This window comes from Aeromonas sp. WP2-W18-CRE-05 (assembly GCF_014168615.1).
Taxonomy (GTDB): domain Bacteria; phylum Pseudomonadota; class Gammaproteobacteria; order Enterobacterales; family Aeromonadaceae; genus Aeromonas; species Aeromonas caviae.
Map to the genome: position 1 here is coordinate 3282075 of NZ_AP021917.1, position 26052 is coordinate 3308126.

Here is a 26052-nt window from a genome sequence, read left to right on the forward strand (position 1 = left end):
GGCTCCCTCCGACTGTTACCCATCAACCGCCATAGATATCGTACTTGAAGTACTTCCGGTTGATCTCCTGATACTTGCCGTTGGCGCGCAGGGCCTTGATGGCGTCGTTCAGCCTGGCCCTGAGATCCTGATCCCCCTTGCGCACCGCGATCCCCATGCCGTCGCCAAACCATTGACGGTCGGTCAGGGCCGGCCCCACATAGTCGAACTTGTCGCCCCCTTCCTTGCCAAGCAACCCTTGTTCGATGGCCGAGGCGTCTGCCAGCAGGGCCAGCACCCGTCCCGCCTTCAGGTCGAGGTAGGCTTCATCGGCACTGCCGTAACGCACTATGGTGACGCTGGAGCCGAAGTTGTCGGTCAGGTACTTGTCGTGGGTGGTGGCCCGCTGCACGCCGATGCGCTTGCCCGCCATCCCTTCCGGCGTCAGCGTCAGTTCGGTGCCCCTGGCCGCCACGAAGCGGTTGGGAATGTGGGCATATTTCTCGGTGAAGTCGACCTTCTTGCGCCGCTCGTCGGTGATCGACATGGCGGCGATGATGGCGTCGTACTTGCGCGACAGCAGGGCCGGGATCATGCCGTCCCAATCCTGGGCCACCAGTTCGCACCTGACGGCCATCTGCTGGCACAGGGCGTTGGCAAGATCGATGTCAAATCCCTTGATCTCTCCGGACGCATCGGTCCATGAGAAGGGTGGATAGGCCCCCTCCACGCCAAAGCGTACCGTCTTCCACTCCTTGGCGGTGACGGGGGTGGCGAGCAGACAGGCAGCAACAAGGGCTGACAGGGTCAGTGTGGTCTTCATCGTGAGTACTCCATTACATAAAAAGCGCACAGGCGCGGTCAAGGCATCGCAGGCAGAGGCAAGCGATGGCCAACAAACGGCAAATTGCAGATGAGCGGGATTACGCCGCCATGGGCGTCAATGAACTGCTCCGGGGCCTCGACCTATTCGTCGAACCACTCGGAGAGATAGAAAGGCTTGAAGTAGAAGGCCAGAAAAAAACCTCTGGCTTTGCGCATCATGGTGATTTGTCGCGTCCTGTGACAAAGATGGCAAGCACCTTACCACGCCTCAAATTTGCCCGGCAAGGGGACTTGGGGATGAAACATCCTGCCCATGGTCAATCCGGCCACGATTCGTTAGGCTCGGATCACCCGTTCACGCCCAGGCACGCGAGCCCCATCCCATGAATTTTCTCGCCCACCTCCATCTGGCGGCCCATACCGGCAGCTCCCTCACCGGCAACCTGCTGGGGGACTTCATCAAGGGTCCGCTACCGACGGGTCTGGCTGACCACTTCGACGAGGGGATCTGGCTGCACCGCAAGATAGACGCCTTCACCGATGCCCACCCGGCCCATCGGGCCGCCGTGGCGAGCTTCGCCCCCCCCTGGCGCCGCTTCGGCGGCATTGTGGTGGATATGCTCTACGATCACTGGCTCAGCCAGCACTGGCAGAGGTTCAGCGCAGCCCCCCTGCCCCGCTTTCTGGCGCAGAGCTATGGTCAGCTTCTCCTGGATCATCACAGCCTGCCACAGGGCCTGCCGATGGCCCTGCGGCGCATGGCCGAGCAGGACTGGCTGGCCTCCTACCAGTACCGGGAAGGGGTGGGGGCGGCCCTCAACGGCATCGGTCGTCGGCTGCGCCGCCCCGTGCCGCTCGGGGAGGCGCTCCACACCCTGGATCAGGCTCGCTGGACCGAGGCCGAGCACGCCTTCCTGCACTTCTACCCGGAGCTGATGCGCTTTTGCGAGGCGCAGATCGCCGCCCACCGCACTGCCACCTCATCCCCGCCATAAAAAACGCCCCGAGCGGGGCGTTGTCATCGGGGGAACGCTCAGGCCTTGGGGCTGGCCGGCAGGAAGCGAAACGCCATGGCCGGGACGAATTTCTCCGCCGTCTCCCCCGCATAGAGCTGCTGCTCGGTCAGGGGCAACTTGCGCACCGGGGCCCCCGCGGCGAGATCCAGCTTGTCCATGCTCACCCAGAAGGTGTTGGGCAGATGGGTCAGCTCGAAGAAATAGCGGCGATGCTGCTGATCCGCCACGCTGCGCCACAGGGTGGTGGAGATGTTGGGCTGATCCGGGGTGCTGATCCCCATGGGTACCGAGACGTTGCGCATCACGCTCATCACCCCGGCCACCGCCTCGTTGGCCTGGTCGGTCTTTGGCAGGGTCTTGATGTAGAAGGAGGCGCGGGCAAAACGGTCCGCCGAGCGGTTGGTGCCGGGCAGCATGGTGAGACCGCCAATCTCCTCCCAGTAGTCGTTGAGGGCCAGTTGCTTGTCAAAGGTCGGCGAGTTGGTCATCACCTGATAGCTGCGGTCGTGGTAGATCTGCAGCTTGCCCCCCACGTACTGGAAGATAGCGGAATCGCCGCTCGCATCGGAGAGGGAGAGGTGCAGCTGGCCCGGCTTGCCATCCGGGGTCAGGGTGGTCACCACATAGAACTCGTCCTTCGACAGGGCCTCGACCGCCTCGGCCACGGTGGCGAAGTTGTCCAGCGCGTACTGGGCCCAGAGCGAGATGGAGAGAGTCTTGCGCGGATCCTTGTCGCTCGGGGTCACATACTCGGACTCGGTCAGATAGAGGAGGTTGGCCACCAGCCCCTTCTCGTTCATGCCGTCGGCAGTGCCTGCATCGAAGCCTGCCGCCACCACGGAGCCGTAGCGCGACGTCCACGTCATGGAGTGCGCACCAGCCTCCCCTTCCCGCGCGATGCCACGGGGCAGCGCCCAGAGATTGGTCGGCATGGCGCTGCGCCAGTCCATGGTACGACCGGTCACCACCAGCGCCCCCTCCCCCTGATAGACGGCGCGGGTACAGGCATCGGCGAGGGAGCTGACGGAGAGGGAGACGGTCAGGGCCAGCAGGGTCTTGTGCAACAGGGGGGAACGCAGGATTGTCATGTGGATCACTCGAGTCTGGTGAAAACACAAGCATACCCCTTTTTGCATAACAGGGGCTGACTGAGACTGGCAAGCCAGGTGACAGATCTGCCAACAGAGGCACTTCCCTGCCAATCAGCGATCAATATCCATAAATTAATCAAAGAGATAAGCAAGCCACTTCGGGGCGATACCGCCAGATGCCATTCGCTGGCTTGCGTCAATTTCAGACACATTCCCTGCCCGCCAGCAGGCGGACAGGGAGGGGCTCAGCCTTCCTTCTTGCGGATACTCAGCCCCAGCTCGCGGCCGCGCAGGCGGGCATAATAGATGGTGCCCACAAACGCCAGGGTGGTGAGCACCAGCTCCACCACCGCCAGCCACCGCTCCCCCTCATCCGTGGTGATCAGGGTCAGGGCGTGCAGGAAGTAGGGCATCAGCACGAAATTGCCCCAGGCGTGGGTGTAGGGATTGCCCTGCACTATGCCCTTGAGGGGGAAGAGCAGCGGCACCGTCCAGATCACCGGCAACAGCCAGGGATTGAGGTCGGGGTGGGGCGAGAGCCAGAGGTGCCAGAGCAGCACCCAGGCCAGCAGGCCGAAAAAACCGGCCAGGGTCAGCAGACGGGCGAAGCGGGTGCTCACTTGAGGATCTCCAGCACCTGCTCGGGCGGACGGCCGATGCGGGCCTGCCCGTTCTTGATGACGATGGGGCGCTCGATGAGCTTGGGGTGCTGGTGCATGGCACGAATGAGGTCATCGCCGCTCACCTCGCCGAGCCCCAGCTCCTTGTAGAGATCTTCCTTGGTGCGCATCAGCTGTCGGGGATCCGTGAAGCCAAGCTGACTCAGGAGGGTGCGGATCTGTGCCTCGCTCGGGGCCTGCTCCAGATAGAGCACCACCTCGGGGGCGACCCCGTGCTGTTCCAGCAAGGCCAGGGTTTCACGGCTCTTGGAGCAGCGCGGATTGTGGTAGATTTGGGTCTCGCTCATGATAACTCCCTGATTAATCGCAAGATGGGACAAGAAATGGCGCTATTGTAGGGGAAACGGATGGTCAGGGTAAGCGGGAAGGCTATGGAAATGAAACGGATCTGTTGGCTGATTGTGGCAACCCTGCTGGGGGCCTGCAGCCCGGCACCCGACTTCACCGACGGCGCGGGAAAGAAGGTCAGCCTCGCGGATCTCGGTGGCAAGCCGCTGCTGGTCAACTACTTCGCCCCCTGGTGCGCCCCCTGCCTGCGGGAGATGCCCCTGCTGGCAACATTGCACCAGGAAGGGCGGATCCGGGTGATCGCCATCAACTATGACCCCGCCTCCCCCGCCGAACTGACCGAGCTGGCACAGCGCCACGCCATCAGGGTTCCCCTGATGATCCCGGATGACGACGCCCGCCTCCCGTTCCCAAGGCCCGGGGCGCTGCCCACCAGCTATCTGCTCGATGCCAGGGGCACGCTGCTGGAGACCCTGGTGGGGGAGCTGGACGAGCAGAAGATAGGCGAGATAAAACGCCGCCTGGTGAACGCCCCATAGCAGAGCTATCCATCACTCTCATTTCTTCATCATCAAGAGGCGTTGAAACCGATGAAAGGCCCGATTTTAGCCTGCAAAACAAGGCGGGGTGCCCCCAAAGGAGCACCCCGCCTGCCATCAACCCGCTCCGGACTCAGCCCTTGAGGCTGTCCAGATCCTTCTTGGCCCGCTCCAGCTGGGTGATGCGCGCCTCGATGCGGGCCAGGGTCAGCTTGTCGCTGGTGGTGCCCCGGGCCACGATCAGTTCGTCGATGGCCGCCTGGTAGTCCCCGCGCAGGGAAAGGGTCTCCGCCCGTGCCATGTGCAGGTCCGTCATCCTGCCCGCCTTGCGGTAGGCGTCCGACAGCAGGCTCCAGGCCAGGCTGTTCTCGTCGTGCTCCCGGGCATAAGGGTCCAGGATGGCGATGGATTTCTTGTAGTTGCCCCCCTCCAGATAGGCGTTGCCGAGGTTCACCACCACCACCTCGTTGTCCGGCATCCGGGTGCGGAAACGCTCCAGTCTGGCGATGGCCTGGGCGCTGCGCCCCTTGGCGAGATCGATGTCGGTCAGGGCATCCACCACGAAGAGATCCTCCGGGTGACGGGTCGCCAGCTCCTGCATCAGGGTGTCGGCCTCGTCGGTGCGCTTGAGCTGCAACAGGGCCAGCGCCTTGCCATAGATGGCGGCATCCTTGAGGGGGTAATCCCCCTTCTGCAGGCGGCTGTCGAAGTAGGTGAGCAGCGCCTGGGGCGTCTCGGTGCCATAGCGCACCTGGATGCGCACCTTGGCCAGCCAGAAGTCCAGGCTCGGCGGCAGGGCGCGCGCACCATAGCTCCCGGCCCGGGCACGGGCTTCGCTGATCCGGGTCTCCGGCAGGGGGTGAGTCAGCAGCATCTCCGGCGGCTTGCTGGCATAGCGGTACTCCGCCGCCAGCTTCTGGAAGAAGTTGGCCATGCCCATGGGATCGAACCCGGCGTCATACAGCGTCTTCATGCCGATGCGATCCGCCTCGTATTCGTTGTCCCGGGTGTAGTTGATGGCCGACTGCATCGACAAGCCAAGCGTGGTCTGCAAGGCCGCGATGCCGGCGGTGGGGTTGATCACCGCGAGTGCAATGGAGCCCACCAGGCCGGCCAGGGTCATGGCGGAGCTGCTCGCCTGTGCCTCCATGTAACGGGCGATGTGACGCTGGGTCACGTGGGTGATTTCGTGGGCCAGTACCGAGGCCAGCTCGCTCTCGCTCTCGGCGTAGAGGAAGAGGCCGGTGTGCACCTTGACCCGGCCACCGAGGAAGGCCGCCGCGTTGATGCTGGGATCGTTGATGAGGAAGAAGGTGAACGGGAAGCGCACCCCGTCGGCATTGGTCAGCAGCCGCTGGCCCAGATCGTCGATGTATTCGTTGAGCACGGGGTCATCGATGATGGGCAGGCCCGCCCGGGCAAAACGCATGAAGGCGTTGCCGTAGCGCACCTCCTGCTCGATGGGCAGTGCGGCGACCCCGGCGGTACCGATGTCGGGCAACTGGTTGCTCCCCTGGGCGTGGAAGGTCGCCCCCATCAGGGTGACCAACAGGGGAAGCGATGCTATCAGGGGGGAAAAACGTGCCACGTTATCTCTATCTCCAATCAGACCCCAGCGGGCATCGGCAGAATACCCTTGCCATTCAAGGCCCACAAGCGTTGTTTCATCCTCTCATCACGGCCATAATGACCGCCACGCACGCGATGGAGTTCTCATGGAACAGCTCGACCTGACCCCCTGGCGTTGTCCCGAGCCCCTCATCCGGCTCAAGCTCTGGTTGCGCCAGGCCCGGCCCGGTCAATCCGTGTGCATCCAGCTCGGGGATGCAGGCTCCCGGCAGGACATTCCCGCCTATCTGCGCCGTCAGGGTCACCATGTCCAGACCCGGGAAGAGTCAGCTGCCCGCCTCTCCCTGCTGCTCGTCGTTGCCCGTCCCCCCCGGGACGCCCTGCTCACCCCCGAGCCCATGCCACCCACCCCGTGAGCCGCCATTCAAGGAAGCCTCGATGTTAGATGTATTGAAGCGCTGGTATCAGACCCGTTTTTCCGACCCCGATGCCGTCACCCTCTTCCTGCTGCTGGTCTTCTGCTTTGCCGTGCTCTGGCTGTTTGGGGATCTGCTGGCACCGCTGCTGGTGGCCCTGGTGATGGCCTATCTGCTGGAGTGGCCGGTGAGTCGCCTGCAACGGGGCGGTCTTTCTCGCACCGTCGCCACCAGCCTGGTCCTGCTGCTGTTCATCACGGTGACGACCCTGATGCTGCTGGGCCTCATCCCGACGCTGGTGAGCCAGGGGGTCAACCTGGCCAAGGAGGCGCCCGCCATGCTGGCCCATGCCCAGGACTATGTCCGCACCCTGCCGGAAAAATACCCCGAGATCATCGACGTCAGCCTGGTGGAGACCATCATCGACAACATTCGCCAGCGCATCCTGACCGGCGGTGAACAACTGGTGAGTGCCTCTTTGAGCTCCCTCATCAACGTGGTGGCCATCCTCATCTACGCCATCCTGGTGCCCCTGATGGTCTTCTTCATGCTCAAGGACAAACAGGTGCTGATGGGAGGCCTGCGCCGCTTCCTGCCCCGCAACCGCACCCTGGTGAACCGGGTCTGGGTGGAGATGAACGACCAGATCATCAACTACATCCGCGGCAAGGTGATCGAGATCGTCATCGTCGGCATCGCCACCTATGTGCCCTTCGCCCTGATGGGATTGCGCTACTCCGCCCTGCTGGCGGTCGCGGTGGGCTTCTCCGTGCTCATCCCCTATATCGGCGCCGCCGCGGTGACCGTGCCGGTGGCCATGGTGGCCCTGTTCCAGTGGGGGCTGACCCCCGACTTCGCCTGGCTGATGGTGGCCTATTTCGTGATCCAGGCCCTAGACGGCAACCTGCTGGTCCCCCTGCTCTTCTCCGAGGCGGTCAACCTGCACCCGGTAGCCATCATCATCGCCGTGCTGGTGTTTGGCGGTCTGTGGGGCTTTTGGGGCGTCTTCTTCGCCATTCCCCTCGCCACACTGGTCAAAGCGGTGCTCAACGCCTGGCCCAAGCGGGAAGATCTCCCCCGCCCCGCCCCCTGACCCTGGCAAGGGGCGAGGCCGGGTCTCGCCCCTTCCAGATACCGGCCACCAGCAGCACCTCCGTGACGCTGGCTCATGCTTGCCTTGTCGGGTTTAATTGAAAACCGACATCCGTTTGACTTGCTACGCCGGTCTGATTCGTTCCCACGCCCACCCACCGACAAGGATCTGTCATGCCCCCACTCCCTGCCCTGCGCCATGCCTCTCTGGGTGCCTTTCTGGCACTGCTGTTCTGTTCTCCCGTCCGGGCAGACCTCGATATCGGGGCCCTCAGCGCCTTCTCCAGCGACAGCCCTGACAGCCCCATTCCCAAGGGGCTGGTGCTGGGCGGGGCCGTCATCGGCGGTCAGGCCCGTTACCAGCACCAGGACGATACCCTGATGCCCATCCCGGGGGCCCTCTATTTTGGTGACAACCTGATGTATCTGGGGGATCGGGCCCGCTACTACCTGAGCCGGGATGGCAACCTCTCGACCTATGCCTTCGGCCGGATGCGCTTTGGCAACCTGGACCCGGACGACGATCCCTTCCTCCATGGCATGGAGAAGCGCAAGGGGCAGTTCGAGGCCGGTGTTGGGGCCGATCTCATCACTCCCTACGCCCTCTGGAGCGTGCGGGCCACCACGGATGTGACCGGTACCAGCAACGGTCAGGAGCTGATGCTGTGGGCCAACTTCCCCATCATCCGCGGCCCCCTGCTGCTGATGCCGGGAGCCGGCGTGATGCTGCGCAGCCACAACCTCGCCAACTACTACTTCGGCGGTGTCTCGCAAGACGAAGCGAGGGCGGACAGGCCGGCGTGGAACACGGGCACCACCCTCTCCCCCATGGTCTCCCTCATCGGCAGCTATCGCTTCAGCGCCAACTGGATTGGCGGCTTTGGCATCAACTACGAGCGCTACGACGACGACATTGCGGACAGCCCCATCGTCCAGCATCAGGGAGAACTCTATGCAGGCTTCGGGGTGGGCTACATCTGGTAGCCCCATCCGGACTGGACAACAAAAAAGGAGCCCATGGCTCCTTTTTTACGGCTATCCGGCGCAGCGTCACCCTGCCACTTCGGCGAGAAATTCGGCGAGCGCCTGGTTGATGAACGCGGGGTTCTCCAAGGTCGAGATGTGACCAGCCCCCGGGATCTCCCTGAACGGGCACCCCAGCACCTCGGCCATCAGATACCCCTCCAGCACAGGGCGAGCCTTGTCCTCGCACCCCGTCATCACCAGTGCGGGCAGCCTCATCTCTTCGAGCCAGTCGATGCGATCCTCCCGGGTCACGAAGCTGCGCCCCACCGCCACCAGGCTCGCCACCTTGTCGGCGGGCCATTGGGCCAGCCGGGCCTTGAAACCGGCCATCAGGGCCGCGTCCGGTTGATGGGCGAAGAAGAGCGGCGCCACCTGATCGGCGATGGGCGCAGGAACGGCGCCGACCTGCTCGATCATCGCCAGCATGCCGAGATAGCGCTCGCAGGTGATCTGGGGTTCAAGGCCGACGAAGCTGTCCATCAGCACCAGGCCCTTGAGGCGAGCAGGCGCCATGCGCGCCAGCTCCACGCCCCACATGCCACCGATGGAGAGCCCCACCAGCACGCACTCGTCGATGCCAAGGGCATCGAGCAGCGCCAGGTGATCCTGGGCCAGGGTCGCCAGGGTGCAGGGCCCCTCGGGCAGCACATCGGAATCCCCGTGACCCCAAAGCTCGGGCACGATGCAGCGATACTGCCCCTTGAGGGCCTCGATTTGCGGTGCCCACATGGCACTGTCCCACAGGTAGCTGTGGCCAAAGAGCAGTGCCGGACCCTGCCCCTCGTCCAGATAGGCCATGCGGCGGCCCGCTATCTCCATAAACTGCTTCATGTTTTCTCCTGTTGCCAGCGGCGATGAAACTGGCTTTCCTGTTTTTCTGTTGCCAGCGGCTGATGAGGCGGCAGTGTAACACGCCACCCTTGGCAGGGGTGCCCGCCTGGTGCAAGCTGGAGAGACTCACAACGAGGAGTCACCAAGGAGAGGATGATGGCCAAGGAAAAGAGCAAGAAACGCCCCCGTCTGGACAAGAAGACCTACGAACATCACCTCGCCCACCTGCAGGAGGAGCTGGTCAAGTTGCAGGAGTGGGTCAAGCAGGAGGGGCTCAAAGTGGTGGTGCTGTTCGAGGGGCGCGACGCCGCGGGCAAGGGGGGCGTCATCAAGGCGATCACCGAACCCCTCAACCCCCGGGTCTGCCGGGTCACCGCCCTGCCCGCCCCCTCGGATCGGGAGCGTACCCAGTGGTACTTCCAGCGCTACGTGGCGCACCTGCCCTCGGCGGGCGAGATGGTGCTGTTTGATCGCTCCTGGTACAACCGGGCCGGGGTCGAACGGGTGATGGGCTTTTGCAGCGACGACGAGTATCGCGAATTCCTGCGTGCCTGCCCCGAATTCGAGCGGATGTTGATCCGCTCCGGCATCACCCTCATCAAATACTGGTTCTCGGTCAGCGACGAAGAGCAGGAGAAACGCTTCAAGGAGCGCATCAACACCCCCATCAAACGCTGGAAGTTCAGCCCCATGGATCTGCAGTCACGCTCCCGCTGGGTGGAGTATTCCCGCGCCAAGGATGACATGTTCACCTACACGGATACCGAGGATTGCCCCTGGTTCGTGGTGGACGCCGACGACAAACGCCGCGCCCGCCTCAACTGCATCTCCCACCTCCTTGGCAAGGTGCCCTACGAGGCGATCCACTACGAGCCCATCACCCTGCCCCCCATCAAGACCGAAGGCTATGAGCGCCCGCCGCTCACCAGCCAGCACTTCGTGCCGGACGTCACCGCCGCCCTCGAGTCAGACAAGCACGGGCAGTGACGGGCCCCGGCCAGCCGCACCCGCTGGCCGGAACCCGGGCTTCGGATGACGGGCAATAAAAAGCCGGTCTTGCGACCGGCAAAAGGCATTGAACGTATAGAAAGGAAAACCTGGCACTCTCGCCCTCTCAGGCGCGGATATATTTGGCCGTGCGCGGGAACGCCTGTTCTTTGGCATCGAACAGGTAGCAGGCTTCGGCCGGGATGCCGACGCTGTACTCCTGGCCGGTGGCCACGTCGATGTCGGAGCTCGCCTTGACGGTGAAGTCGTGACCATCCACGTCCATGTAGACGAAGGATTCTGCCCCCAGGTGTTCGGCTACCTGCACCACGCCGCTCACGCGGCTGTCGGCATGGGCATGACCCAGCGGCACCAGGTGCTCGGGGCGAATGCCCAGCTCCACCTTGTCACCCACCGCGCCGCGACGGGCATCCACCCGGGCACGCACGGTATCGCCGGAGGTGAGCTTGACCACGCACTCCTGCTCGCCGATCTCCACCAGCTCGCCCGCCAGGAAGTTCATCTTGGGGGAGCCGATGAAGCCCGCCACGAACTTGTTGTCCGGGTTGTGGTAGAGCTCGAGGGGGGTGCCGAACTGCTCCAGGTTGGTGGCCGCCTCGCCCTTGAGCGGGCTCAGCACCACGATGCGGTTGGCCAGCGTCATGGCCTCCACCTGGTCGTGGGTCACGTAGATGATGGTGGAGTTGAGCTCCTTGTGCAGCTTGGCGATCTCGATGCGCATCTTGACCCGCAAGGCGGCGTCGAGGTTCGACAGCGGTTCGTCAAACAGGAACACCTGCGGCTGCTGCACGATGGAGCGGCCGATGGCCACCCGCTGACGCTGACCGCCAGAAAGGGCCTTGGGCTTTCTGTCCAGCAAAGGCTCGAGACCCAGGGTCTCGGCGGCGCGCATCACCCGCTTGTGGATGTTCTCCTTGTCCATCTTCTTGAGCTTGAGGCCAAAAGCCATGTTCTCGTAGATGTTCATGTGCGGGTAGAGGGCGTAGGACTGGAACACCATGCCCACGTTGCGCTCCACCGGCGGCACGTCGTTCATGTAGCGCCCGCCGATGGTCAGCTCGCCGCTGGTGATGTCTTCCAGACCCGCGATCATCCGAAGCAGGGTGGACTTGCCGCAGCCGGACGGGCCGACGAAGACGATGAACTCCCCTTCCTTGATGTCGAGGTTGATGCTGCGCAGGGTGTCCTTGTGGACAGCCGGGTCGTAATTTTTGCGAACGTTGTTGAGTACTACTTCAGCCATGTCGAGCTCCGCTCTTGAATCTTTGCAAATCGTGATGACGGGGGGAGCCAGCTCCCCCGGCCATGAACCGTTAACCTTTCACGCCGCCTGCGGTCAGACCGCCCACCAGCCAGCGCTGGGCGAGCAGGAAGACGACCGTGATGGGGAAGCCTGACAGCACGGCGGCTGCGGCGAAGTCACCCCACAGGTAGTTCTGCGGATAGAGGTACTGCTGGGCCCCGACCGCCAGGGTCAGATTGTTCACATCCTGCAACAGGATGGAGGCCATGGGCACCTCGGTGATGGAGCCGATGAAGGCTAGGATGAACACCACCGCCAGAATGGGCACCGACAGGGGCAGCAGGATCAGGCGGAACGCCTGCCACGGAGTAGCGCCATCGATGGCCGCCGCCTCCTCCAGGGAAGAGTCGATGGTCTCGAAGTAGCCCTTGATGGTCCAGACGTGCAGGGCAATGCCCCCCATGTAGGCCAGGATCAGGCCGCCGTGGGTGTTGAGACCCAGCCAGGGGATGTAGTCACCGATCTTGTTGAAGAGCGCGTAGATGGCCACCAGTGCCAGCACCGCCGGGAACATCTGGAAGATCAGCATGCCCTGCAGGATGGTGGACTTGCCACGGAACCGCAGACGGGCGAAGGCGTAGGCACAGGTGGTGGAGAGCACCACTATCATCAGGGCGGTGATGCCCGCCACCTTGATGGAGTTCCACAGCCAGGTCAGCACCGGGAACGGCGGCGGCGTGATGCTGCCATCGGCGTTGGTGATGGACATTCCGAGCGCCAGCTTCCAGTGATCCAGGGTCGGATTGGTGGGGATGATCTCCCCCACCGAGAAGTTGCCGTTACGGAACGAGATGGCGATGACCATGATCAGCGGGAAGATGATCAGTGCCAGGAAGCCCCACATCACCAGGTGGGTTGCCCACACCCGGTATTTGACTGATTTGGGTTGTACGATTGCCATGTTGAAGCCTCCTTACAGTTGCTTGTCGGCTTTGGACAATTTCAGGTTGAGCAAGGCCAGCGCACCCACGATGAGGAAGATGGCGGTGGCGATGGCACTGGCCAGACCGTAGTCCTGACCACCCGAGCCCTGGAACGCGATCCGGTAGGTGTAGCTCACCAGCAAGTCGGTGGTCCCGGCCGGCGTGGTGGCCCCGATGATGTCCGGCGCCCCGTTCGTCAACAACTGGATAAGTACGAAGTTGTTGAAGTTGAAGGCAAAGGATGCAATCAACAGCGGTGTCAGCGGCTTCATCAAGAGCGGTACGGTGATCTTGAAGAAGTTCTGTACCGGCCCCGCCCCGTCCATGGCAGACGCCTCGTAGAGATCTTCCGGAATCGCCTTGAGCAGGCCCATGCAGAGGATCATCATGTAGGGGTAACCGAGCCAGGTGTTGACGATGAGGATCATCACCTTGGCCAGGAAGGGATTGGTGTACCAGTCCGGCTTGATGCCGAAGGCCGCTTCCAGGAACAGGTTGATTTCACCGAAGTTCTGGTTGAACAAGCCTTTGAACACCAGGATGGAGATGAACGCCGGTATCGCATAGGGCAGGATCAGCATGACCCGGTAGAAACCACGCCCCCTGAGCTGCTCCCACTGCACCAGACACGCCAGCACCATGCCGATCGCCAGGGTGAACGCCACCGAACAGGCGGAGAAGATCACGGTCCAGACGAAGATCTGCATGAAGGGACTCTGGATACCCGGGTCCGTCATGATGCGCATGAAGTTTTTCCAACCCACGCTCACCACGAAACCGGGGGCAACGCCCTTGCCGACGAAGTGACCTTCCGCATCGATGTACTGGTAGAAGCCGGTGTCACCGTTGGGCAGCATCAGCTCGCCGCTCTGGTTGTCACGCAGCAGGTTGCTGTCCTTGATCATGACGCCGGACTTGAGCACGGCGCCGTCGACCAGCTGGGTATAGAGCTGTTTCTGGGCGGCAAACTTGCGCAGGCTGCTCAGGGTCAGATGGATATTGCCTTCGGGCAGTACCACATCCAGGGCACTCAGGTGGGTGCGGTGATCAACGATGGCACGAATGGGTGCCGCCTCGCCGACCGTGGCCCCGTCCAGAGGCTGCAACTGAACAACCTGGGGCTCGTCACGGACCCGTCCTTCACGGACGGCCAGGGTACGCGCCTTGTTGTTCAGCAAGGTAAGGGGTTGACTGATAAAGGATTGGTCGTCCTGTTTCAGCAACAGCTGAAACTGATTGTTCTCACCACCCAGGAGGGTGAAATCGAATTCACCGCCGGTCACCTTGTAGGTTTTTTTCAGATGGTAATCCCGTGCCTGCTCAAGGGAGAGCAAGTTGGATCCCGAATAGTTGGTGAAGGCGATGCCGATCGTGTAGGCAAGAGGGAAGATGATAAAAACAACCATGCCTGCCACACCGGGGAAAATATAACGGTGGGCATAGGTCTTCTTGTTCATGAAGACATAGAGACCGACGGATACGACCACCAGATCGAGCAGGGCAAATACCCACTCGCCGCTGGCATACATCATCACGGCCGCATAACCATTAAGCACTGCGATCAGTGCCGCCATGGTCCATTTCAGCCAGACGTACTTGTCTTTCTTCGGACCGGCATAGGATTCGATAGAAGGTACTACTTCCATGCCAATTAACCTTTATTGCGCCAAGAGAGATTGAGAGAGTGGGAGGCCCGAAGGCCTCCCGGGTAGTGCATGCTTACTGGACGATACGCTTGGCAGCGGTATCCAGGGCTTCGTCAACACCCTGACGGCCAGAGGTGACGTTCTTGAGGGCGGTTTCGAAGGAGGACCAGAAACGGCTCATCTCGGGCACGGACGGCATCGGTTCGCCGTTCTGGGCGTTCAGCATGGTGGCCTTGATGTTGGGGTCGGCTTCCAGGGTCTTCTGGAAGGACTTCAGGGCCACGGCACCCAGCGGCTTGTCGGCGTTCATCGGCGCCAGACCGGCATCGGTCAGCAGGTAGTTCTCGAGGAACTCGATGGCCAGATCCTTGTTCGGGCTGGCGGCGTTGATGGTGGCACCCAGTACGCCAACGAAGGCCTTGGCGGGCTTGCCTTTCAGGGTCGGCAGCTGGGCTACGCCATACTTGATGCCGCTCTTGTCCAGGTTGCTCCAGGCCCAGGGACCGTTGATCATCATGGCCACTTCGCCCTTGTTGAACTTGGCGTCCATCACACCGTAGTCGATGCCCTTCTCCAGGTGACCGGATTTGATCATCTCGGAGATGTAGCCGACGCCGGCCTTGGCACCTGCGTTGTTCACGCCGGTGTCTTTGACGTCATAGCCGGTGGCGGTCTTCTTGAAGGCATAACCACCGTTGGCAGCTACCAGGGGGTAGCTGAAGTAGGGGGTGTCATAGGCCCACATGATGGCGCGCTTGCCATTTTTCTTCAGGTCTTCGTCGATCTTGGCGATCTCTTCGAAGGTCTTCGGCGGGTTGGGCAACAGATCCTTGTTGTAAATCAGGCTGACGGCTTCTACCGCGACCGGGTAGCCATAGGTCTTGCCATCGACGGTCATGGCATCCCAGGCGAATTGCTCGAACTTGGCCTTGGTGGCGGCATTCGGGGTCACGGGAACCAGCAGACCGGACTTGACCCACTCACCGTAACGGTCGTGAGCCCAGAAGAAGATGTCCGGGCCGTTGCCGGTGGCGGCGGCTTGCTGGAATTTGACTTCAACCTGATCCGGGTGGGCGACGGTGACCTTGATGCCGGTTTCGGCTTCAAACTTCTTGCCGACTTCGGCCAGGCCGTTGTAGCCCTTGTCACCGTTGATCCAGATGGTCAGCTGACCTTCATCAATGGCAGCAGTGGCAGAGCAGGCCACGCCCAGGGTAGCCAGACCGATCAGGGATGACAGCAATTTCTTTTTCATGAGCCTTTCCTTGTATTAGTTCCGCGCTGTAAGAGCATTGTGTGCAGATGAATATTATCCCAAGCAGTCAATGCCTCACATGACACGCCTCGCATTTTTGAAATGCAATTACGTATTTTCTTCCAGAAAGTTATGAAAACATTTTCTTATTTCAGCGACTTAGGAAGGGATATCCCCATATTTTTGCCAAGATATGGAAATTAAATTACAGAAAGGAAATTAATTTACGCCATTGAAAGGGATTTCACCCCACTGAAAACCCTTTCATTCCCGATATTTTGTTCAATGTGTTAACAAAAGTACTGAGGTGGTTTCCATCTACATCACCCCCTTAAATAAAAAGGCACCGGAGCGGACTCCGGTGCCTTTTTGCAAGAAATGACGGCTGGATCACATTACGACTGGCGCAGCAATTGATCCTTGAGATTGGGCGGGACTCCCCTGATGGTCAGGGTGTCGGTCTGGGGATCGTAAAAGACCCGGCTGTTGAGCAACTTCTGCTCGAAGCTCAGAGTCAGGCCGCCACCGGAGCCCACAAACTTGGTCAAGCCCCGCAGGGTGGAACGGTCCGCCGGGAAGCGCTCCTCCAGCTCGTACTCCTGACCGATGAAGCTGTAAAAATCGAGGTCCCCATCACCGGGCAATTCCGCCGACAGCTCCTTGATCTCGATCTCCTCGCCGGCGCTGGCCTGCTCGGTGCAATATTTGAAGACCTGCTTCTTGTAGTCATTGCGCTCGGCCGGTTCGAGCTGGCGGCTGTCGCAATAATCGTCCACCGCCTGCAGCAACCCCTTGTTCTGGATCTTGGCATCCATGCCCTCGCGGGCCCCCAGCAGATCCATGAAGAAATCCCCCAGCTTGCGACCGACCCGGCCCTTGCTGAAGGTGATATAACGACGCGAATCCCCCTGGGTTTTCCACTCAGTGAGATCGATGCGGGCCACCAGATTGAGTTTGCCGATATCCAGGTACTGGATGTGGCGCAGCTCCAGCGCCTCGCTCACGGTGACGCTCTCCTTGCCTTCCAGCAGGGCGATCATCAGGTAATCCACCCCCACATAGTTGTACTTGGCAATCAGCAACACCCCCTGCTCGTCCAGGGCATGCTCCACCAGCTGCTTGACCAGCATCTGGGTCAGGTTGACGGAAAAGGGGACGAACTCGGTCTGCTCCGCCAGCAGCTGCTCCAGGGCGATGCGAAAGGCGGGGGAAGGCTGCTTGGGGGCGTCTTCCCCCTCCGCCAGCTCGGCGACGGCGGCCTCAGGATCGGCGAAGAAGCCAAAGCCCTTCCCCCCCTTGCCGTTGTAGATGCGATGCAGTTCTGCCATCAGCCCTTGTACCGCCTCGTCGGCAGGCAGGGTCTGGCTGCGGGTATCGGCGTGGGGCTGGCCATCGTTGCCCGCCCGCAGGGAGTGAAGAATGATCTTGTCGATATCGAGACTCATGTCACAAAGCCATAGTGTTAGCCGAAAGGGTGAAGTATTATAAGGCGCTTTGAACCGAGGTGAACCCAAGATTATGCCCATCGTATCAAAGTACAATAACGAGCAGTTTGACGCCCTGATGAACGACCTGATCACCGCCCTGGAGAAACACAAGGCACCGGTGGATCTCAGTCTGATGGTCCTTGGCAACCTGACCACCAACATCATCAACGGCATGGCCCCGGCCCAGCGCCAGGCGATCACCGAGAAGTTCATCCAGGCACTCACCGCCTCGGTGGGCCATCGCCACGATGCGCACTGAGTTTCTTCGCATTCTTTGATGTTTTTCAAGCAGATGGATCATTATGGTCGAAACCGGCAACCCCTATCGCGATAATGTCTCTCGCCTGATCACCTGGGGGCATTGGTTCTCCTTCTTCAACATCATCTTGGCCATGCTGATCTCGACCCGTTACCTGGGCGCCATCAGCTGGCCGTCGACCACGCTCGGCGTGACCTATCTCGTCATCAGCTGGATAGGTCATTTCTCGTTCCTGAGCTTCGTCACCTATCTGCTGACCATCTTCCCCTTGAGCTTCATCCTGCCCAGGGAGAAGCCGCTGCGCTTCATTTCATCCATCATCGCCACCCTGGCGCTGGTGCTGCTGCTTATCGACACCCAGGTGTTCCAGCTGTTCAAGTTCCACTTGAATGGCCAGGTGTGGCAACTGCTGCTGGATCAGGCGCAGACCGAAGAGGGCTCTATCTGGAGCATCATCTTCGTGGCGGTGCCCGCCATCTTCCTGCTGCAACTGCTGCTGTCGGCCTATGTGTGGCGCAAGATCAACAAGCGCAAACGCCGCCAGTACGGCAATCAGGTGGGGCTGGCCCTGCTGGTCTGCTTCATCCTGACCCATCTGGTCAACAGCTGGGCGGATGCGACCCTGTATCAACCCATCACCATGCAGCGCGCCAACTTCCCCCTCTCCTACCCCATGACCGCCAGGAGCTTCCTGGCCAAGCATGGCTGGCTCGACCTCGAGCAGTATGAGAAGAAGGCCGAAGATCAGGGAAGCGCTGAGCACCGTCTGCTCTATCCCTTGCGCCCCCTCAGCGTGAGCGCACCCAGCGATCACAAGAACCTGCTGGTGGTGGTGGTCGACTCCCTGCGAGCCGACATGCTCAACAACATCAACATGCCCAATCTGCAACGCTACGCGGACAACCACTTCAATTTCCGCCAGCACATGAGTGGTGGCAATGATGAAGCCATGGGGATGTTCAGCCTCTTCTACGGGCTGCCCGGCCACTATTACGGGGACATCCGGGCCGACAAGCGCCCCCCTGTGCTGTTCGACGAGATGCTGCGTCAGGACTACCAGTTCGGCCTGTTCGGTGCACTGGAAGATGCCAAGCAGTATCGCCAAAGTCTGCTTGCGGGTCTGCGCAAGCAGGTCTTCGTCTCCCGCCAGACCGATGACCGCAGGCTCATCGACGACTGGCAGCAGTGGCTTGGCACGCGCACCGCGGACAGACCCTGGTTCTCTCTGGTCTATCTCTCTAGCCCGGGGGATTATCAGGTGCCCGCCAGCATCAAGGGCCCCTTCCAGCCCGAGTTGACCCGCTTCAACCCGGCCACTGCCTATCGGCCCGAGAACCTGCAGAAGCTGGAGAACCGCTACAAGAACGCGGTCTTCTATACGGATCAACTGCTGGAGCAGATGCTGACCCAACTGCAATTGCAGGGGCTTGATGATCAGACCATCGTCGTGGTCACCTCCAACCATGGCCAGGAGTTCAACGAGACCCAGAGCAACAGCTGGGGCTATGGCAGCAATTACTCGACCTATCAGGTACAGGTCCCCCTGGTGCTGGCCTGGCCTGGCGCCGAACCTGCGCCCCAGGCGCAGGCGAGCAGCCACCTGGATCTGGTACCGACCCTGATGAAGAACATGCTGGGTGTACGCAACCCCTATCGTGACTACAGCACGGGGCGCAACCTGTTCGAAGCCAGTACACGCACCTGGCTGCTGGCGGGGGATCAGAATGACTTCGCCATCTATCAGGGCAACACCATCACCCAGTTCAACAAGCAGGGGGACTTCGAGCTGCTGGACCGCGACACCTATCGCCCCATCAAGCACGGCACCCCGGACATGGGCACCCTGATCCAGGTGATGAACGAGCTCAATCGCTTCTATCGCGCCCCCTGATCTGCGCCAGCCCACCTCCTTGAGCCCGCCCCTATGGCGGGCTTTTTCTTGCCCGCACCACACCCATACTCCTGTTTCTCATGGCGTCATTCGCAAACGTATGCCACCACCTTACTGATTTATCTCTCAAAAAATTCAATTCGATCAATATCATAAAAACAAAATGATAATGATTGTCATTTATTGATCTGCTTGACTCCCTCTGCAATAATCCGCGCCCTCAGGCTTAAATAATAATTATTCTCAAATATGAAAATTCGACTTCTTCACTACTGGCCCATGCTGCTGTCCGGTACGGCGCTGGCTGCCAGCGATCCCGCCGGGGTCGACACAACGGACATGCACCCCGAACTCAAGGGGCGGGAAACCATCGTGGTCAAGGGACAGCGCATCGAGCAGAAGCTCTCCGACGTGTCGGGTTCCATCACCGTCATCACGGAGGAGGATCTGGATCGCCAGGTTGCCACCGAGCTCACCGATGTGTTCAAGAACGAACCCGGCGTCTCGGTGACCGGCTCCGCCGGGCGCCCCCAGAACATCATCATCCGCGGCATGGGCGGCAACCGGGTGCTCATCATCAAGGACGGGGTGCGGGTCAGCGACGGCTTTGGCGCCGACGACCTCAACGACAAGGTGGGCCGCTTCAGCTTCGATCTCGACGATGTCAAACAGATAGAGGTGGCCAAGGGAGCCGGTTCCTCCCTCCATGGCTCCGATGCCATCGGCGGCACCATCGTCATCAGCACCAAGCAGCCGGAAGATTACCTTCAGAACCAGGATGCCTATCTCAGCAGCAAGGTGCTGCACGATGGCAGCAGTGACAAGCAGAAACTGAGCGCCACCGGCGCCGCCCGGATACGGGATACCGAACACCTGCTGCGCCTCTCCGGCTGGCAGGGACATGAGACCGCCAACTACGACGAGAGCCGCATCCCGGCGGATCTGGATGGCCTCAGCGCCTCCACCAGCTCTCGCATACAGCTGAACGAACATCATCTGCTGCGCCTCGAACTCGACTACTTCGAGGACAACGCCGAGCGGGATCAGGGGCCGCGCGAAGTGCCCCAGCCCGATGGCAAGTGGCAGGTGCGCCAGTACCACGAGCAGGGCAGCCAACGCACCCAGGGGGGCAAGCTGGCCTGGGAGGCTAGCAACCTCGACACCGTGCTGGCCGACAGCCTCACCTGGAGTGCCTACGGCAATCACTCGAAAAACACCGCCAACAAGCGCAGTCTGCTGCAAAACGATCTGCTGAGCGGTTATCCGCGCTATCGCAGCGAACGGGAACTCGCCACCTTCACCGAAGACAGGATTGGTACCGAGCTGGATGTGCGCCGGGATCTCGCCACCGGCCCTCTCGCCCATCAGCTCAGTTACGGCATTGAGCTCGAGCGCACCACCCACGAGCGGCCGGTGGAGAAGCTGAGTCTGGAGGCCGGCATTCCCCAACCCGGCCAGTCCGCCCCCTTCAGCCGCGCCCGTACCGACAGGGCCGGGGTCTGGCTCGGCGACGTGGCCAGCCTGGGCCAGTGGCAGTTCACCCCCACCCTGCGCATGGATCACCAGTGGCTCACGCCGCTGGACGGCAGCAACGACAGCAACCACAGCTGGCACCTCTCCCCGAGCCTGGCCACCAGCTACCGCTTCAACGACCAGTGGCGCAGCTGGCTCAGCTATGCCAACGGGTTCCGGGCGCCTTCCTACGACAAGGTGTACGGCAACATCCCCCACTACTTCGCTCTGCCGCCCTTCGAGATCATCGCCAACACCGGGCTCAAGGAGGAAACCAGCCACAGCATCGAGTGGGGGCTGAGTGGCGAGGGGGACAACTGGAGCATCAAGCCAGCGCTCTTCTACAACCGCTACTACAACTTCATCGACTGGCGCGAGGTGGGGCTGCGCCTGAGCGATGGCGTCATCCTGCGCCAATATCGCAACGTCGCCAAGGCCGAAACCTGGGGGGCCGAACTCGCCGCCAGCTACTGGCTGACCCAGGAGTGGGAGCTCGCCACCAAACTCGGCTGGGTCGATGGCGAGGACAACAAAGGTGAAGCGCTGCGCACCCTGACGCCTCTCGAGGGCAACACCCGTCTGAGCTATCAGGCCAATGAGTGGAGTCTGGGCATTCAGGCGGACTATGCCGCCGCCATGAGCCGGGTGCCCACCTGCGGCAACAGCCTGACCGGCCGCCAGGGGGACTGCCTCGAAAGTGCCGGCTGGCTCAGTTTCGCCCTGACGGCCGACTGGCTGGTCACCGACGCCCTCAAGGTCAACCTCAAGCTCGACAACCTGTTCGACACCCGCTACACCCGCTATCAGGATGTGGCCGGGCTGGAAGCCGGGACCGATGCTTCCCTCTTCACCCAGAGCGGCCGCACCCTGAGTGCCAGCCTGCGCTACACCTTCGTGGGGATCTGATGCACAGCCTATTGATCCTGGCCAGCCTGCTGGCCACGCCGGTCCCCGCCTCTCCCCTGCCTGAGGCAACCCTGGAGGCCGCGCCCCTCATCCCCGAGCGCCCGCAACTGATGAAGGGGGAGATAGCCCGTCTCGATCCCTATGGTGGCTGGCGTGACGACAGCCGCCAGGATCCCGCCCTCCTGACGCTGCTGCGCGAGCAGAACCGCTGGACCGAGCAGCAGCTCGCCGACCAGACGCCACTGGTACAGCGCCTGCAGACGGAGTGGCAGGGCCGGGAGCGGGGCGAACCCGTGCCGGACGACTGGCTGAGCCAGGCTGGCAGCCAGTGGCGCATGGAGGCGGACGGCAGCCTGTGGCAACGCAGCGACGCCAATGCCGCCCCCCGAAAGCGGCTGGCTCCCCGCCAGCCGGCCGAGGGGTATTACGAGCTCGCCGCCTGGGCCCTGCACCCGGGCGGGCAACTGCTTGCCCTGGCCGAAGACCGCAGGGGAGATCGGGACTACCGCATCACCCTGCTGGATCTGGCGAGTGGCGAGACACTGGCCTCTTTGCCTCACCGCGCCGGCGATCTGCTCTGGAGTCTGGATGGCAAGACCCTCTACACCCTCGCCAACGAGCACCAGACCCTGCGCCCCTGGCAACTGCTGGCCTGGCAGGATGGCAAGGAGACCCTGGTGTATGAGGAGCGCGATCCCGCCTGGCTGCTCGGCCTCTATCGCACCACGGATCGCCGCCACCTGGTGCTGCAAAGCAACAACCACGACAGCTCGGAGCAATACCTGCTGGACGCGGGTCGGGCCGACCTGCTCAAGGGGCGCGAGCGCGGCCTCGAATACTACCTGGATACCCTGGGGGACAGGGTGCTGCTCAAGAGCAACCGGGCCGGCGCCCTCGGCCTCTATCAGGTGGCCGACTTGAGCCTGGTGGCGAAGGGAGAGTGGCAACGGCTCTGGTCCGGCGAGGGCCGGGAACTCGAGAAGTGGCGCCTCTTTGCCCGGCACACCGTGCTGCAATACCGCAAGGAAGGGGATGATTGGCTCGATGTGCTGGATGCCAGGGGTGCGTTGACCCACAGCCTGCCGCTCACCGATGGCGCAGGCACGGCCTGGATCCAGGGCAGCCAGGAACCGGCCAGCGACAAGGTGCTCATTCGCCGCCAGGGGATGGCCGAGCCACCTCACCAGCGCTGGCTGGATCTCGCCTCCGGCACCTGGGAGGGGACACCCGAGAGCAGGGACACCTCCCCCTATCAGAGCGAGCGGCGCTGGATCGCGGGCAAGGACGGGGTCAAGGTGCCTGTCTCCCTGGTCTGGCGCAAGGGCATTACCCACCCCAGGGCACTGCTGCTCTACGGCTATGGGGCCTACGGCACCCCCATGCGCCCCTACTACCAGCCCCGGGTGCTGAGCCTGCTGGATCGCGGCTTCGTCTACGCCATCGCCCATGTGCGCGGGGGCGGTCTGCTCGGCGAATCCTGGTACCGGGAGGGTCGTGGCCGTGACAAACAGCACAGCGTGGATGATTTTCTCGCCGTGGCCGATGCCCTGGCACGGGATCCCGCCATCGATCCCGCCCGGCTGTTTGCCATGGGTGGCAGCGCCGGCGGCCTGCTGGTGGCTGCGGCACTCAACCAGGCGCCCACCCGTTTCGCCGGGGCCGTGCTGCAAGTTCCCTTCGTCGACCTGCTGGGCACCATGCAGGATCCCGAGCTACCCCTCACCCGGCAGGAGTACGCCGAGTGGGGCAATCCGGCCATCCCGGGTGACTATGCCGCGATGCGCCGCCTGAGCCCCTACGACAACCTGCACAAGGCCCCTTATCCCCCCGTCTATGTGACGGGCGGCCTGCACGACAGTCAGGTGCCCTACTGGGAACCCCTCAAGTGGATAGCCCGCCTGCGATCCCATAGCACGGGAACAGGCCCCTATCTGCTGCGCACCGAACTCGACGGCGGCCACCTGGGCGCCCCCCGAACGGCGGCGCTGCGTGCGGCGCAGGAGTTTGCCTTCCTGCTCACCCTGGCGGGCGTCAACCACTGACCCCTTGTCCTCTTTTTCTGGAGTGAACCATGAAACCCTCTTCTCTGGCCCTCTGGCTAGCGGCAACCCTGATCTCATCGCCGCTGCTGGCGGCCGATCTGCAGTTTGTCGATGAACCACCCTTGACCACGACGCCGAAGCGCTGGCTCGAGCAGCGCCTCGGTGTGCTCCTCGCCCCCGATTACGACAGGGCCAGCCTGCTCGGCCACCATTACAGCTTTCGCCAGCTGGTGAACGGCCTGCCGGTGGCCGCCACCCAGGCCGCCGTCAGTGTCGACGGGGACGGCCGCCCCTGGCGCCTCTATCACAACCTGCGCCCCTTGCAGAGCACAGCGCCCGGCTGCGATGCCAGCGACACCCTGGATCCCCTGCTCGCCACCCTGCGCACCGACGGCAACCAGATAGAGACGCTGGGGCCGGTCGAAGCCTGGTACTGGCGAGACGGCGATACCCTGGTGCCTGCCCTGCGCCAGCGGGTGCGCGAGCACAAGGCAGGCAATGCCAAGGCCAGTCAGGTGCAGCTGTTTGCCCGTTGCGACGGGGAGCAGGAGCTTGGCCGTCTCGGGGATCAGGCGACCACCCACCCTCTGCATGTCGCCGACGCAGGCGATATGCAGGTTCAGGCCCGGGTGTTCGACCCCGATCCCCGCACCCGCCTGCAGGACGCCAGCCTGGTCTGGCACGACGCGCTGGTACTGGCAGAGGCCGCCTACCAGGATCCGGTTCCCCTGCCGGTGAGCCTGCAAGCCGGGCAGTATCGCCTGAGCGGCCCCCATGCCAGGGTGGTGGATGTCATGGCCCCCGAATCGGCCCCCTACAGCAGCAGTGACGTGCAGGGTTTTCGCCTGACCCGTGACGATCGCGGCTTTGCGGACATCAACGCCTACTACCATCTGGATCTCGCCCAGCGCCACCTCAAGGCGCTCGGCTTCACCGATCTCATCCCCGGGGCGCTCGACATCGACACGGACGCGGGCTATCAGGACAACTCCCTCTACGATCCGTTCGAACGCAGGCTGGAGCTGGGTCGCAGCGGCGTACCCGATGCCGAGGATCCCATGGTCATCTGGCACGAGTTCGGCCACGGGGTGCAGCACCACATCCTGCCGGATCTCGGGGAAGAGGGAGACTGGGGGGCCATTGGCGAGGGCTTTGGCGACTACCTGGCCGCCAGTCATCGCCAGCGCAGCGAAGCCGGTCGCCAGTTCGAACCCGCCATGGTGTTCAACTGGGATGCCCGCTTCACCGACCGCACCCCGCGCCAGCTCGACGATCTGCGCGCCCGCTACCATCCGGACTACCGCTACCCCGCCCACCGCACCATCAACGGCAGCAACGGGGATCAGCTCTGGGGCACCCCGCTGTTCCAGGCCCTGCTGACGGCGGTGGCCGAGCACGGTGAGGCGGCCAGGGACGAGTTTGATCGCGTCATCATCGAATCCCACTTCGGCCTGGGGCCGGCCATTCGCATGCCGCAACTGGCCCGGATCACCGTGGATACTGCCGCCCGTCTCTATCCGACGCGAGCCTATGCCCGTCTGCTGGAGCAGGCATTTCGCCAGCACGGGCTGCTGCAAGCTCCCGTCAATATCGCCCTCGCCGAGGGGAGCGCCATCCAGCTGGGGCAGCGCCAATCGGTGCAGCTGACCCTCAGCAACCCGGGCAAAGGGGAAGTGACCCTCAACGAGCTGGCCCTCACCCTGCCAACCGGGTTGCAGGCCGATCCTGACAACTGGCAACCAGCGACCCTGGCCGCCGGTGCCAGCATGACTACCACCCTGCGCCTGCTGGCCCAGAGCCCGCTCGCCTGCGGCGACGAGGCGAGCCTCTCGGTGAATCTCGCCATGAGCGGTACCAGCCCCACCGAGCGCCAGTGGCAGCAATCCCTGACCCTGCCCATCGGCACCCCCGTCATCAGCCGGGCCAGTGGTCGGTCACAGCGACTGAACGATGCCCAGAGCGAGGAGGTGCGCGGCCTGAGCGAAACCAGCCTGCTGCTGGAGAAGAGCGATGCCCGTGTGAGCGACAGGCTGCAACTGAGCCTGGATCTGCAGCACGAGGCGTTGGATGAGCTGGAGATCTGGCTCAGCTCCCCCACCGGCACCCGGGTCCAGATCTGGGACAAAGGTTACAGCCCCCTGCCGAGCCTGAAAGGGGTCTTCCCCACCGAGTTGCAGTCCCTGCAACCCTTCAGCGCCTTCGAAGGAGAACCCCTGGCCGGTCGCTGGACCCTGGAGGTGGTGGACAGCAAACCGGGCAATCAGGGTTTCCTGAACGGGTGGAGCATCAGTCAGCGTACCGGCGCCCAGTGCGGCAACATCGTGCCCGTGCCGGATGACGGCATCATCCGCTTCGATACCTCGGACAGCAGTGGCGGTGGGGCCTTCCCCCTGCTCTGGCTGCTGCCGCTGGCCCTGTGGCGCCGTCTGCGTCGCCTCTGACTCTCCCTATATAAAGAAGAGAGGGGC

23 protein-coding genes are annotated in these 26052 nt (G+C 62.6%); 12 read left to right on the forward strand and 11 right to left on the reverse strand.

The features are described from left to right. Positions 1-22: 22 nt before the first annotated feature. Positions 23-802 carry an ABC transporter substrate-binding protein gene (locus H7R73_RS15205; RefSeq protein ID WP_103259868.1) on the reverse strand — a complete coding sequence of 260 codons (780 nt, stop codon included), beginning with the start codon at positions 800-802 and terminating at the stop codon, positions 23-25. 65 nt (positions 803-867) lie between these two features. Here H7R73_RS15205 and H7R73_RS15210 point away from each other — a divergent pair, with 65 nt between their 5' ends. Together H7R73_RS15210 and H7R73_RS15215 are read left to right on the forward strand one after the other, a co-directional pair. Beyond that, the gene (locus tag H7R73_RS15210; protein ID WP_103259867.1) at positions 868-1191 is read left to right on the forward strand and encodes a hypothetical protein; all 324 of its coding nucleotides are present in this window, start codon (positions 868-870) and stop codon (positions 1189-1191) included. Then, positions 1188-1799, forward strand: a complete 612-nt coding sequence (locus tag H7R73_RS15215) for an acyl carrier protein phosphodiesterase (protein WP_103259866.1) — start codon at positions 1188-1190, stop codon at positions 1797-1799. Before H7R73_RS15210 ends, H7R73_RS15215 begins: the two co-directional genes overlap by 4 nt. Positions 1800-1837: 38 nt before the next feature. Here the strand turns inward: H7R73_RS15215 and H7R73_RS15220 are convergent, their stop codons facing one another. The 3 genes from H7R73_RS15220 to arsC form a co-directional block, all read right to left on the reverse strand. Beyond that, positions 1838-2908 (reverse strand): linear amide C-N hydrolase, encoded by a 1071-nt coding sequence (locus tag H7R73_RS15220; RefSeq protein ID WP_103259865.1) that lies wholly within the window; start codon positions 2906-2908, stop codon positions 1838-1840. 248 nt (positions 2909-3156) lie between these two features. After that, on the reverse strand, positions 3157-3531 hold the full coding sequence (locus H7R73_RS15225) for a DUF2069 domain-containing protein (protein ID WP_010674261.1): 375 nt from the start codon (positions 3529-3531) through the stop codon (positions 3157-3159). Continuing rightward, positions 3528-3878 carry an arsenate reductase (glutaredoxin) gene (arsC, locus tag H7R73_RS15230; RefSeq protein ID WP_010674260.1) on the reverse strand — a complete coding sequence of 117 codons (351 nt, stop codon included), beginning with the start codon at positions 3876-3878 and terminating at the stop codon, positions 3528-3530. The genes H7R73_RS15225 and arsC overlap by 4 nt, the downstream gene beginning before the upstream one ends. Before the next feature lie 60 nt (positions 3879-3938). Between arsC and H7R73_RS15235 the strand changes: the two genes are divergently transcribed. Further along, positions 3939-4418 (forward strand): TlpA family protein disulfide reductase, encoded by a 480-nt coding sequence (locus H7R73_RS15235; protein ID WP_103259864.1) that lies wholly within the window; start codon positions 3939-3941, stop codon positions 4416-4418. Between the two features lie 133 nt (positions 4419-4551). Here H7R73_RS15235 and H7R73_RS15240 read toward each other — a convergent pair whose 3' ends face one another. Beyond that, the gene (locus H7R73_RS15240) at positions 4552-6006 is read right to left on the reverse strand and encodes a beta-barrel assembly-enhancing protease (protein ID WP_223918331.1); all 1455 of its coding nucleotides are present in this window, start codon (positions 6004-6006) and stop codon (positions 4552-4554) included. A gap of 127 nt (positions 6007-6133) precedes the next feature. Between H7R73_RS15240 and H7R73_RS15245 the strand changes: the two genes are divergently transcribed. The 3 genes from H7R73_RS15245 (at position 6134) to H7R73_RS15255 (ending at position 8479) form a co-directional block, all read left to right on the forward strand. Next, the gene (locus H7R73_RS15245; RefSeq protein ID WP_103259863.1) at positions 6134-6403 is read left to right on the forward strand and encodes a sulfurtransferase TusA family protein; all 270 of its coding nucleotides are present in this window, start codon (positions 6134-6136) and stop codon (positions 6401-6403) included. Between the two features lie 22 nt (positions 6404-6425). Continuing rightward, the gene (locus H7R73_RS15250; protein ID WP_029314318.1) at positions 6426-7496 is read left to right on the forward strand and encodes an AI-2E family transporter; all 1071 of its coding nucleotides are present in this window, start codon (positions 6426-6428) and stop codon (positions 7494-7496) included. A gap of 173 nt (positions 7497-7669) precedes the next feature. Then, entirely contained in the window at positions 7670-8479 is an 810-nt protein-coding gene (locus H7R73_RS15255; protein ID WP_232092701.1) for a MipA/OmpV family protein, read from the forward strand. A 66-nt stretch (positions 8480-8545) separates the two neighbouring features. Here H7R73_RS15255 and H7R73_RS15260 read toward each other — a convergent pair whose 3' ends face one another. After that, the gene (locus H7R73_RS15260) at positions 8546-9352 is read right to left on the reverse strand and encodes an alpha/beta fold hydrolase (protein ID WP_182951316.1); all 807 of its coding nucleotides are present in this window, start codon (positions 9350-9352) and stop codon (positions 8546-8548) included. Between the two features lie 156 nt (positions 9353-9508). Between H7R73_RS15260 and ppk2 the strand changes: the two genes are divergently transcribed. Further along, positions 9509-10339, forward strand: a complete 831-nt coding sequence (gene ppk2 / locus H7R73_RS15265) for a polyphosphate kinase 2 (protein WP_010674253.1) — start codon at positions 9509-9511, stop codon at positions 10337-10339. Positions 10340-10466: 127 nt separating this feature from the next. Here the strand turns inward: ppk2 and H7R73_RS15270 are convergent, their stop codons facing one another. From H7R73_RS15270 to yejK, 5 genes are all read right to left on the reverse strand, one after another. After that, on the reverse strand, positions 10467-11603 hold the full coding sequence (locus H7R73_RS15270) for an ABC transporter ATP-binding protein (protein ID WP_103259862.1): 1137 nt from the start codon (positions 11601-11603) through the stop codon (positions 10467-10469). A 70-nt stretch (positions 11604-11673) separates the two neighbouring features. Then, a complete protein-coding gene (gene malG, locus H7R73_RS15275; RefSeq protein ID WP_010674251.1) occupies positions 11674-12564 on the reverse strand; it encodes a maltose ABC transporter permease MalG in 891 nt (296 codons plus the stop codon). A gap of 12 nt (positions 12565-12576) precedes the next feature. Beyond that, on the reverse strand, positions 12577-14232 hold the full coding sequence (malF, locus tag H7R73_RS15280; protein ID WP_041215465.1) for a maltose ABC transporter permease MalF: 1656 nt from the start codon (positions 14230-14232) through the stop codon (positions 12577-12579). A gap of 73 nt (positions 14233-14305) precedes the next feature. Further along, on the reverse strand, positions 14306-15487 hold the full coding sequence (gene malE, locus H7R73_RS15285; protein ID WP_010674249.1) for a maltose/maltodextrin ABC transporter substrate-binding protein MalE: 1182 nt from the start codon (positions 15485-15487) through the stop codon (positions 14306-14308). Between the two features lie 395 nt (positions 15488-15882). Beyond that, on the reverse strand, positions 15883-16932 hold the full coding sequence (gene yejK, locus H7R73_RS15290) for a nucleoid-associated protein YejK (protein ID WP_039038628.1): 1050 nt from the start codon (positions 16930-16932) through the stop codon (positions 15883-15885). A 73-nt stretch (positions 16933-17005) separates the two neighbouring features. Here yejK and H7R73_RS15295 point away from each other — a divergent pair, with 73 nt between their 5' ends. From H7R73_RS15295 to H7R73_RS15315, 5 genes are all read left to right on the forward strand, one after another. Beyond that, positions 17006-17233, forward strand: a complete 228-nt coding sequence (locus tag H7R73_RS15295) for a YejL family protein (RefSeq protein WP_039038627.1) — start codon at positions 17006-17008, stop codon at positions 17231-17233. A 43-nt stretch (positions 17234-17276) separates the two neighbouring features. Further along, on the forward strand, positions 17277-19124 hold the full coding sequence (locus H7R73_RS15300; protein WP_010674246.1) for a DUF3413 domain-containing protein: 1848 nt from the start codon (positions 17277-17279) through the stop codon (positions 19122-19124). 279 nt (positions 19125-19403) lie between these two features. Then, on the forward strand, positions 19404-21542 hold the full coding sequence (locus H7R73_RS15305) for a TonB-dependent hemoglobin/transferrin/lactoferrin family receptor (protein ID WP_442778439.1): 2139 nt from the start codon (positions 19404-19406) through the stop codon (positions 21540-21542). Then, complete coding sequence (locus tag H7R73_RS15310; protein ID WP_103259860.1) at positions 21542-23584, forward strand: prolyl oligopeptidase family serine peptidase; 2043 nt, start codon at positions 21542-21544, stop codon at positions 23582-23584. Before H7R73_RS15305 ends, H7R73_RS15310 begins: the two co-directional genes overlap by 1 nt. Positions 23585-23613: 29 nt before the next feature. Continuing rightward, entirely contained in the window at positions 23614-26025 is a 2412-nt protein-coding gene (locus tag H7R73_RS15315) for a proprotein convertase P-domain-containing protein (RefSeq protein WP_103259859.1), read from the forward strand. Positions 26026-26052 lie beyond the last annotated feature (27 nt).

Coding starts and splice junctions, on each gene's coding strand:
- H7R73_RS15210 (WP_103259867.1), top strand. CDS start 868: ATGGCCAACAAACGGCAAATTGCAGATGAGCGGGATTACGCCGCCATG.
- H7R73_RS15295 (WP_039038627.1), top strand. CDS start 17,006: ATGCCCATCGTATCAAAGTACAATAACGAGCAGTTTGACGCCCTGATG.
- H7R73_RS15310 (WP_103259860.1), top strand. CDS start 21,542: ATGCACAGCCTATTGATCCTGGCCAGCCTGCTGGCCACGCCGGTCCCC.
- yejK (WP_039038628.1), bottom strand. CDS start 16,932: ATGAGTCTCGATATCGACAAGATCATTCTTCACTCCCTGCGGGCGGGC.
- H7R73_RS15260 (WP_182951316.1), bottom strand. CDS start 9,352: ATGAAGCAGTTTATGGAGATAGCGGGCCGCCGCATGGCCTATCTGGAC.
- ppk2 (WP_010674253.1), top strand. CDS start 9,509: ATGGCCAAGGAAAAGAGCAAGAAACGCCCCCGTCTGGACAAGAAGACC.
- H7R73_RS15305 (WP_442778439.1), top strand. CDS start 19,404: ATGCTGCTGTCCGGTACGGCGCTGGCTGCCAGCGATCCCGCCGGGGTC.
- H7R73_RS15215 (WP_103259866.1), top strand. CDS start 1,188: ATGAATTTTCTCGCCCACCTCCATCTGGCGGCCCATACCGGCAGCTCC.
- H7R73_RS15235 (WP_103259864.1), top strand. CDS start 3,939: ATGGTCAGGGTAAGCGGGAAGGCTATGGAAATGAAACGGATCTGTTGG.
- arsC (WP_010674260.1), bottom strand. CDS start 3,878: ATGAGCGAGACCCAAATCTACCACAATCCGCGCTGCTCCAAGAGCCGT.
- H7R73_RS15315 (WP_103259859.1), top strand. CDS start 23,614: ATGAAACCCTCTTCTCTGGCCCTCTGGCTAGCGGCAACCCTGATCTCA.
- malF (WP_041215465.1), bottom strand. CDS start 14,232: ATGGAAGTAGTACCTTCTATCGAATCCTATGCCGGTCCGAAGAAAGAC.
- H7R73_RS15220 (WP_103259865.1), bottom strand. CDS start 2,908: ATGACAATCCTGCGTTCCCCCCTGTTGCACAAGACCCTGCTGGCCCTG.
- H7R73_RS15245 (WP_103259863.1), top strand. CDS start 6,134: ATGGAACAGCTCGACCTGACCCCCTGGCGTTGTCCCGAGCCCCTCATC.
- H7R73_RS15250 (WP_029314318.1), top strand. CDS start 6,426: ATGTTAGATGTATTGAAGCGCTGGTATCAGACCCGTTTTTCCGACCCC.
- H7R73_RS15205 (WP_103259868.1), bottom strand. CDS start 802: ATGAAGACCACACTGACCCTGTCAGCCCTTGTTGCTGCCTGTCTGCTC.
- H7R73_RS15255 (WP_232092701.1), top strand. CDS start 7,670: ATGCCCCCACTCCCTGCCCTGCGCCATGCCTCTCTGGGTGCCTTTCTG.
- malG (WP_010674251.1), bottom strand. CDS start 12,564: ATGGCAATCGTACAACCCAAATCAGTCAAATACCGGGTGTGGGCAACC.
- H7R73_RS15270 (WP_103259862.1), bottom strand. CDS start 11,603: ATGGCTGAAGTAGTACTCAACAACGTTCGCAAAAATTACGACCCGGCT.
- malE (WP_010674249.1), bottom strand. CDS start 15,487: ATGAAAAAGAAATTGCTGTCATCCCTGATCGGTCTGGCTACCCTGGGC.
- H7R73_RS15300 (WP_010674246.1), top strand. CDS start 17,277: ATGGTCGAAACCGGCAACCCCTATCGCGATAATGTCTCTCGCCTGATC.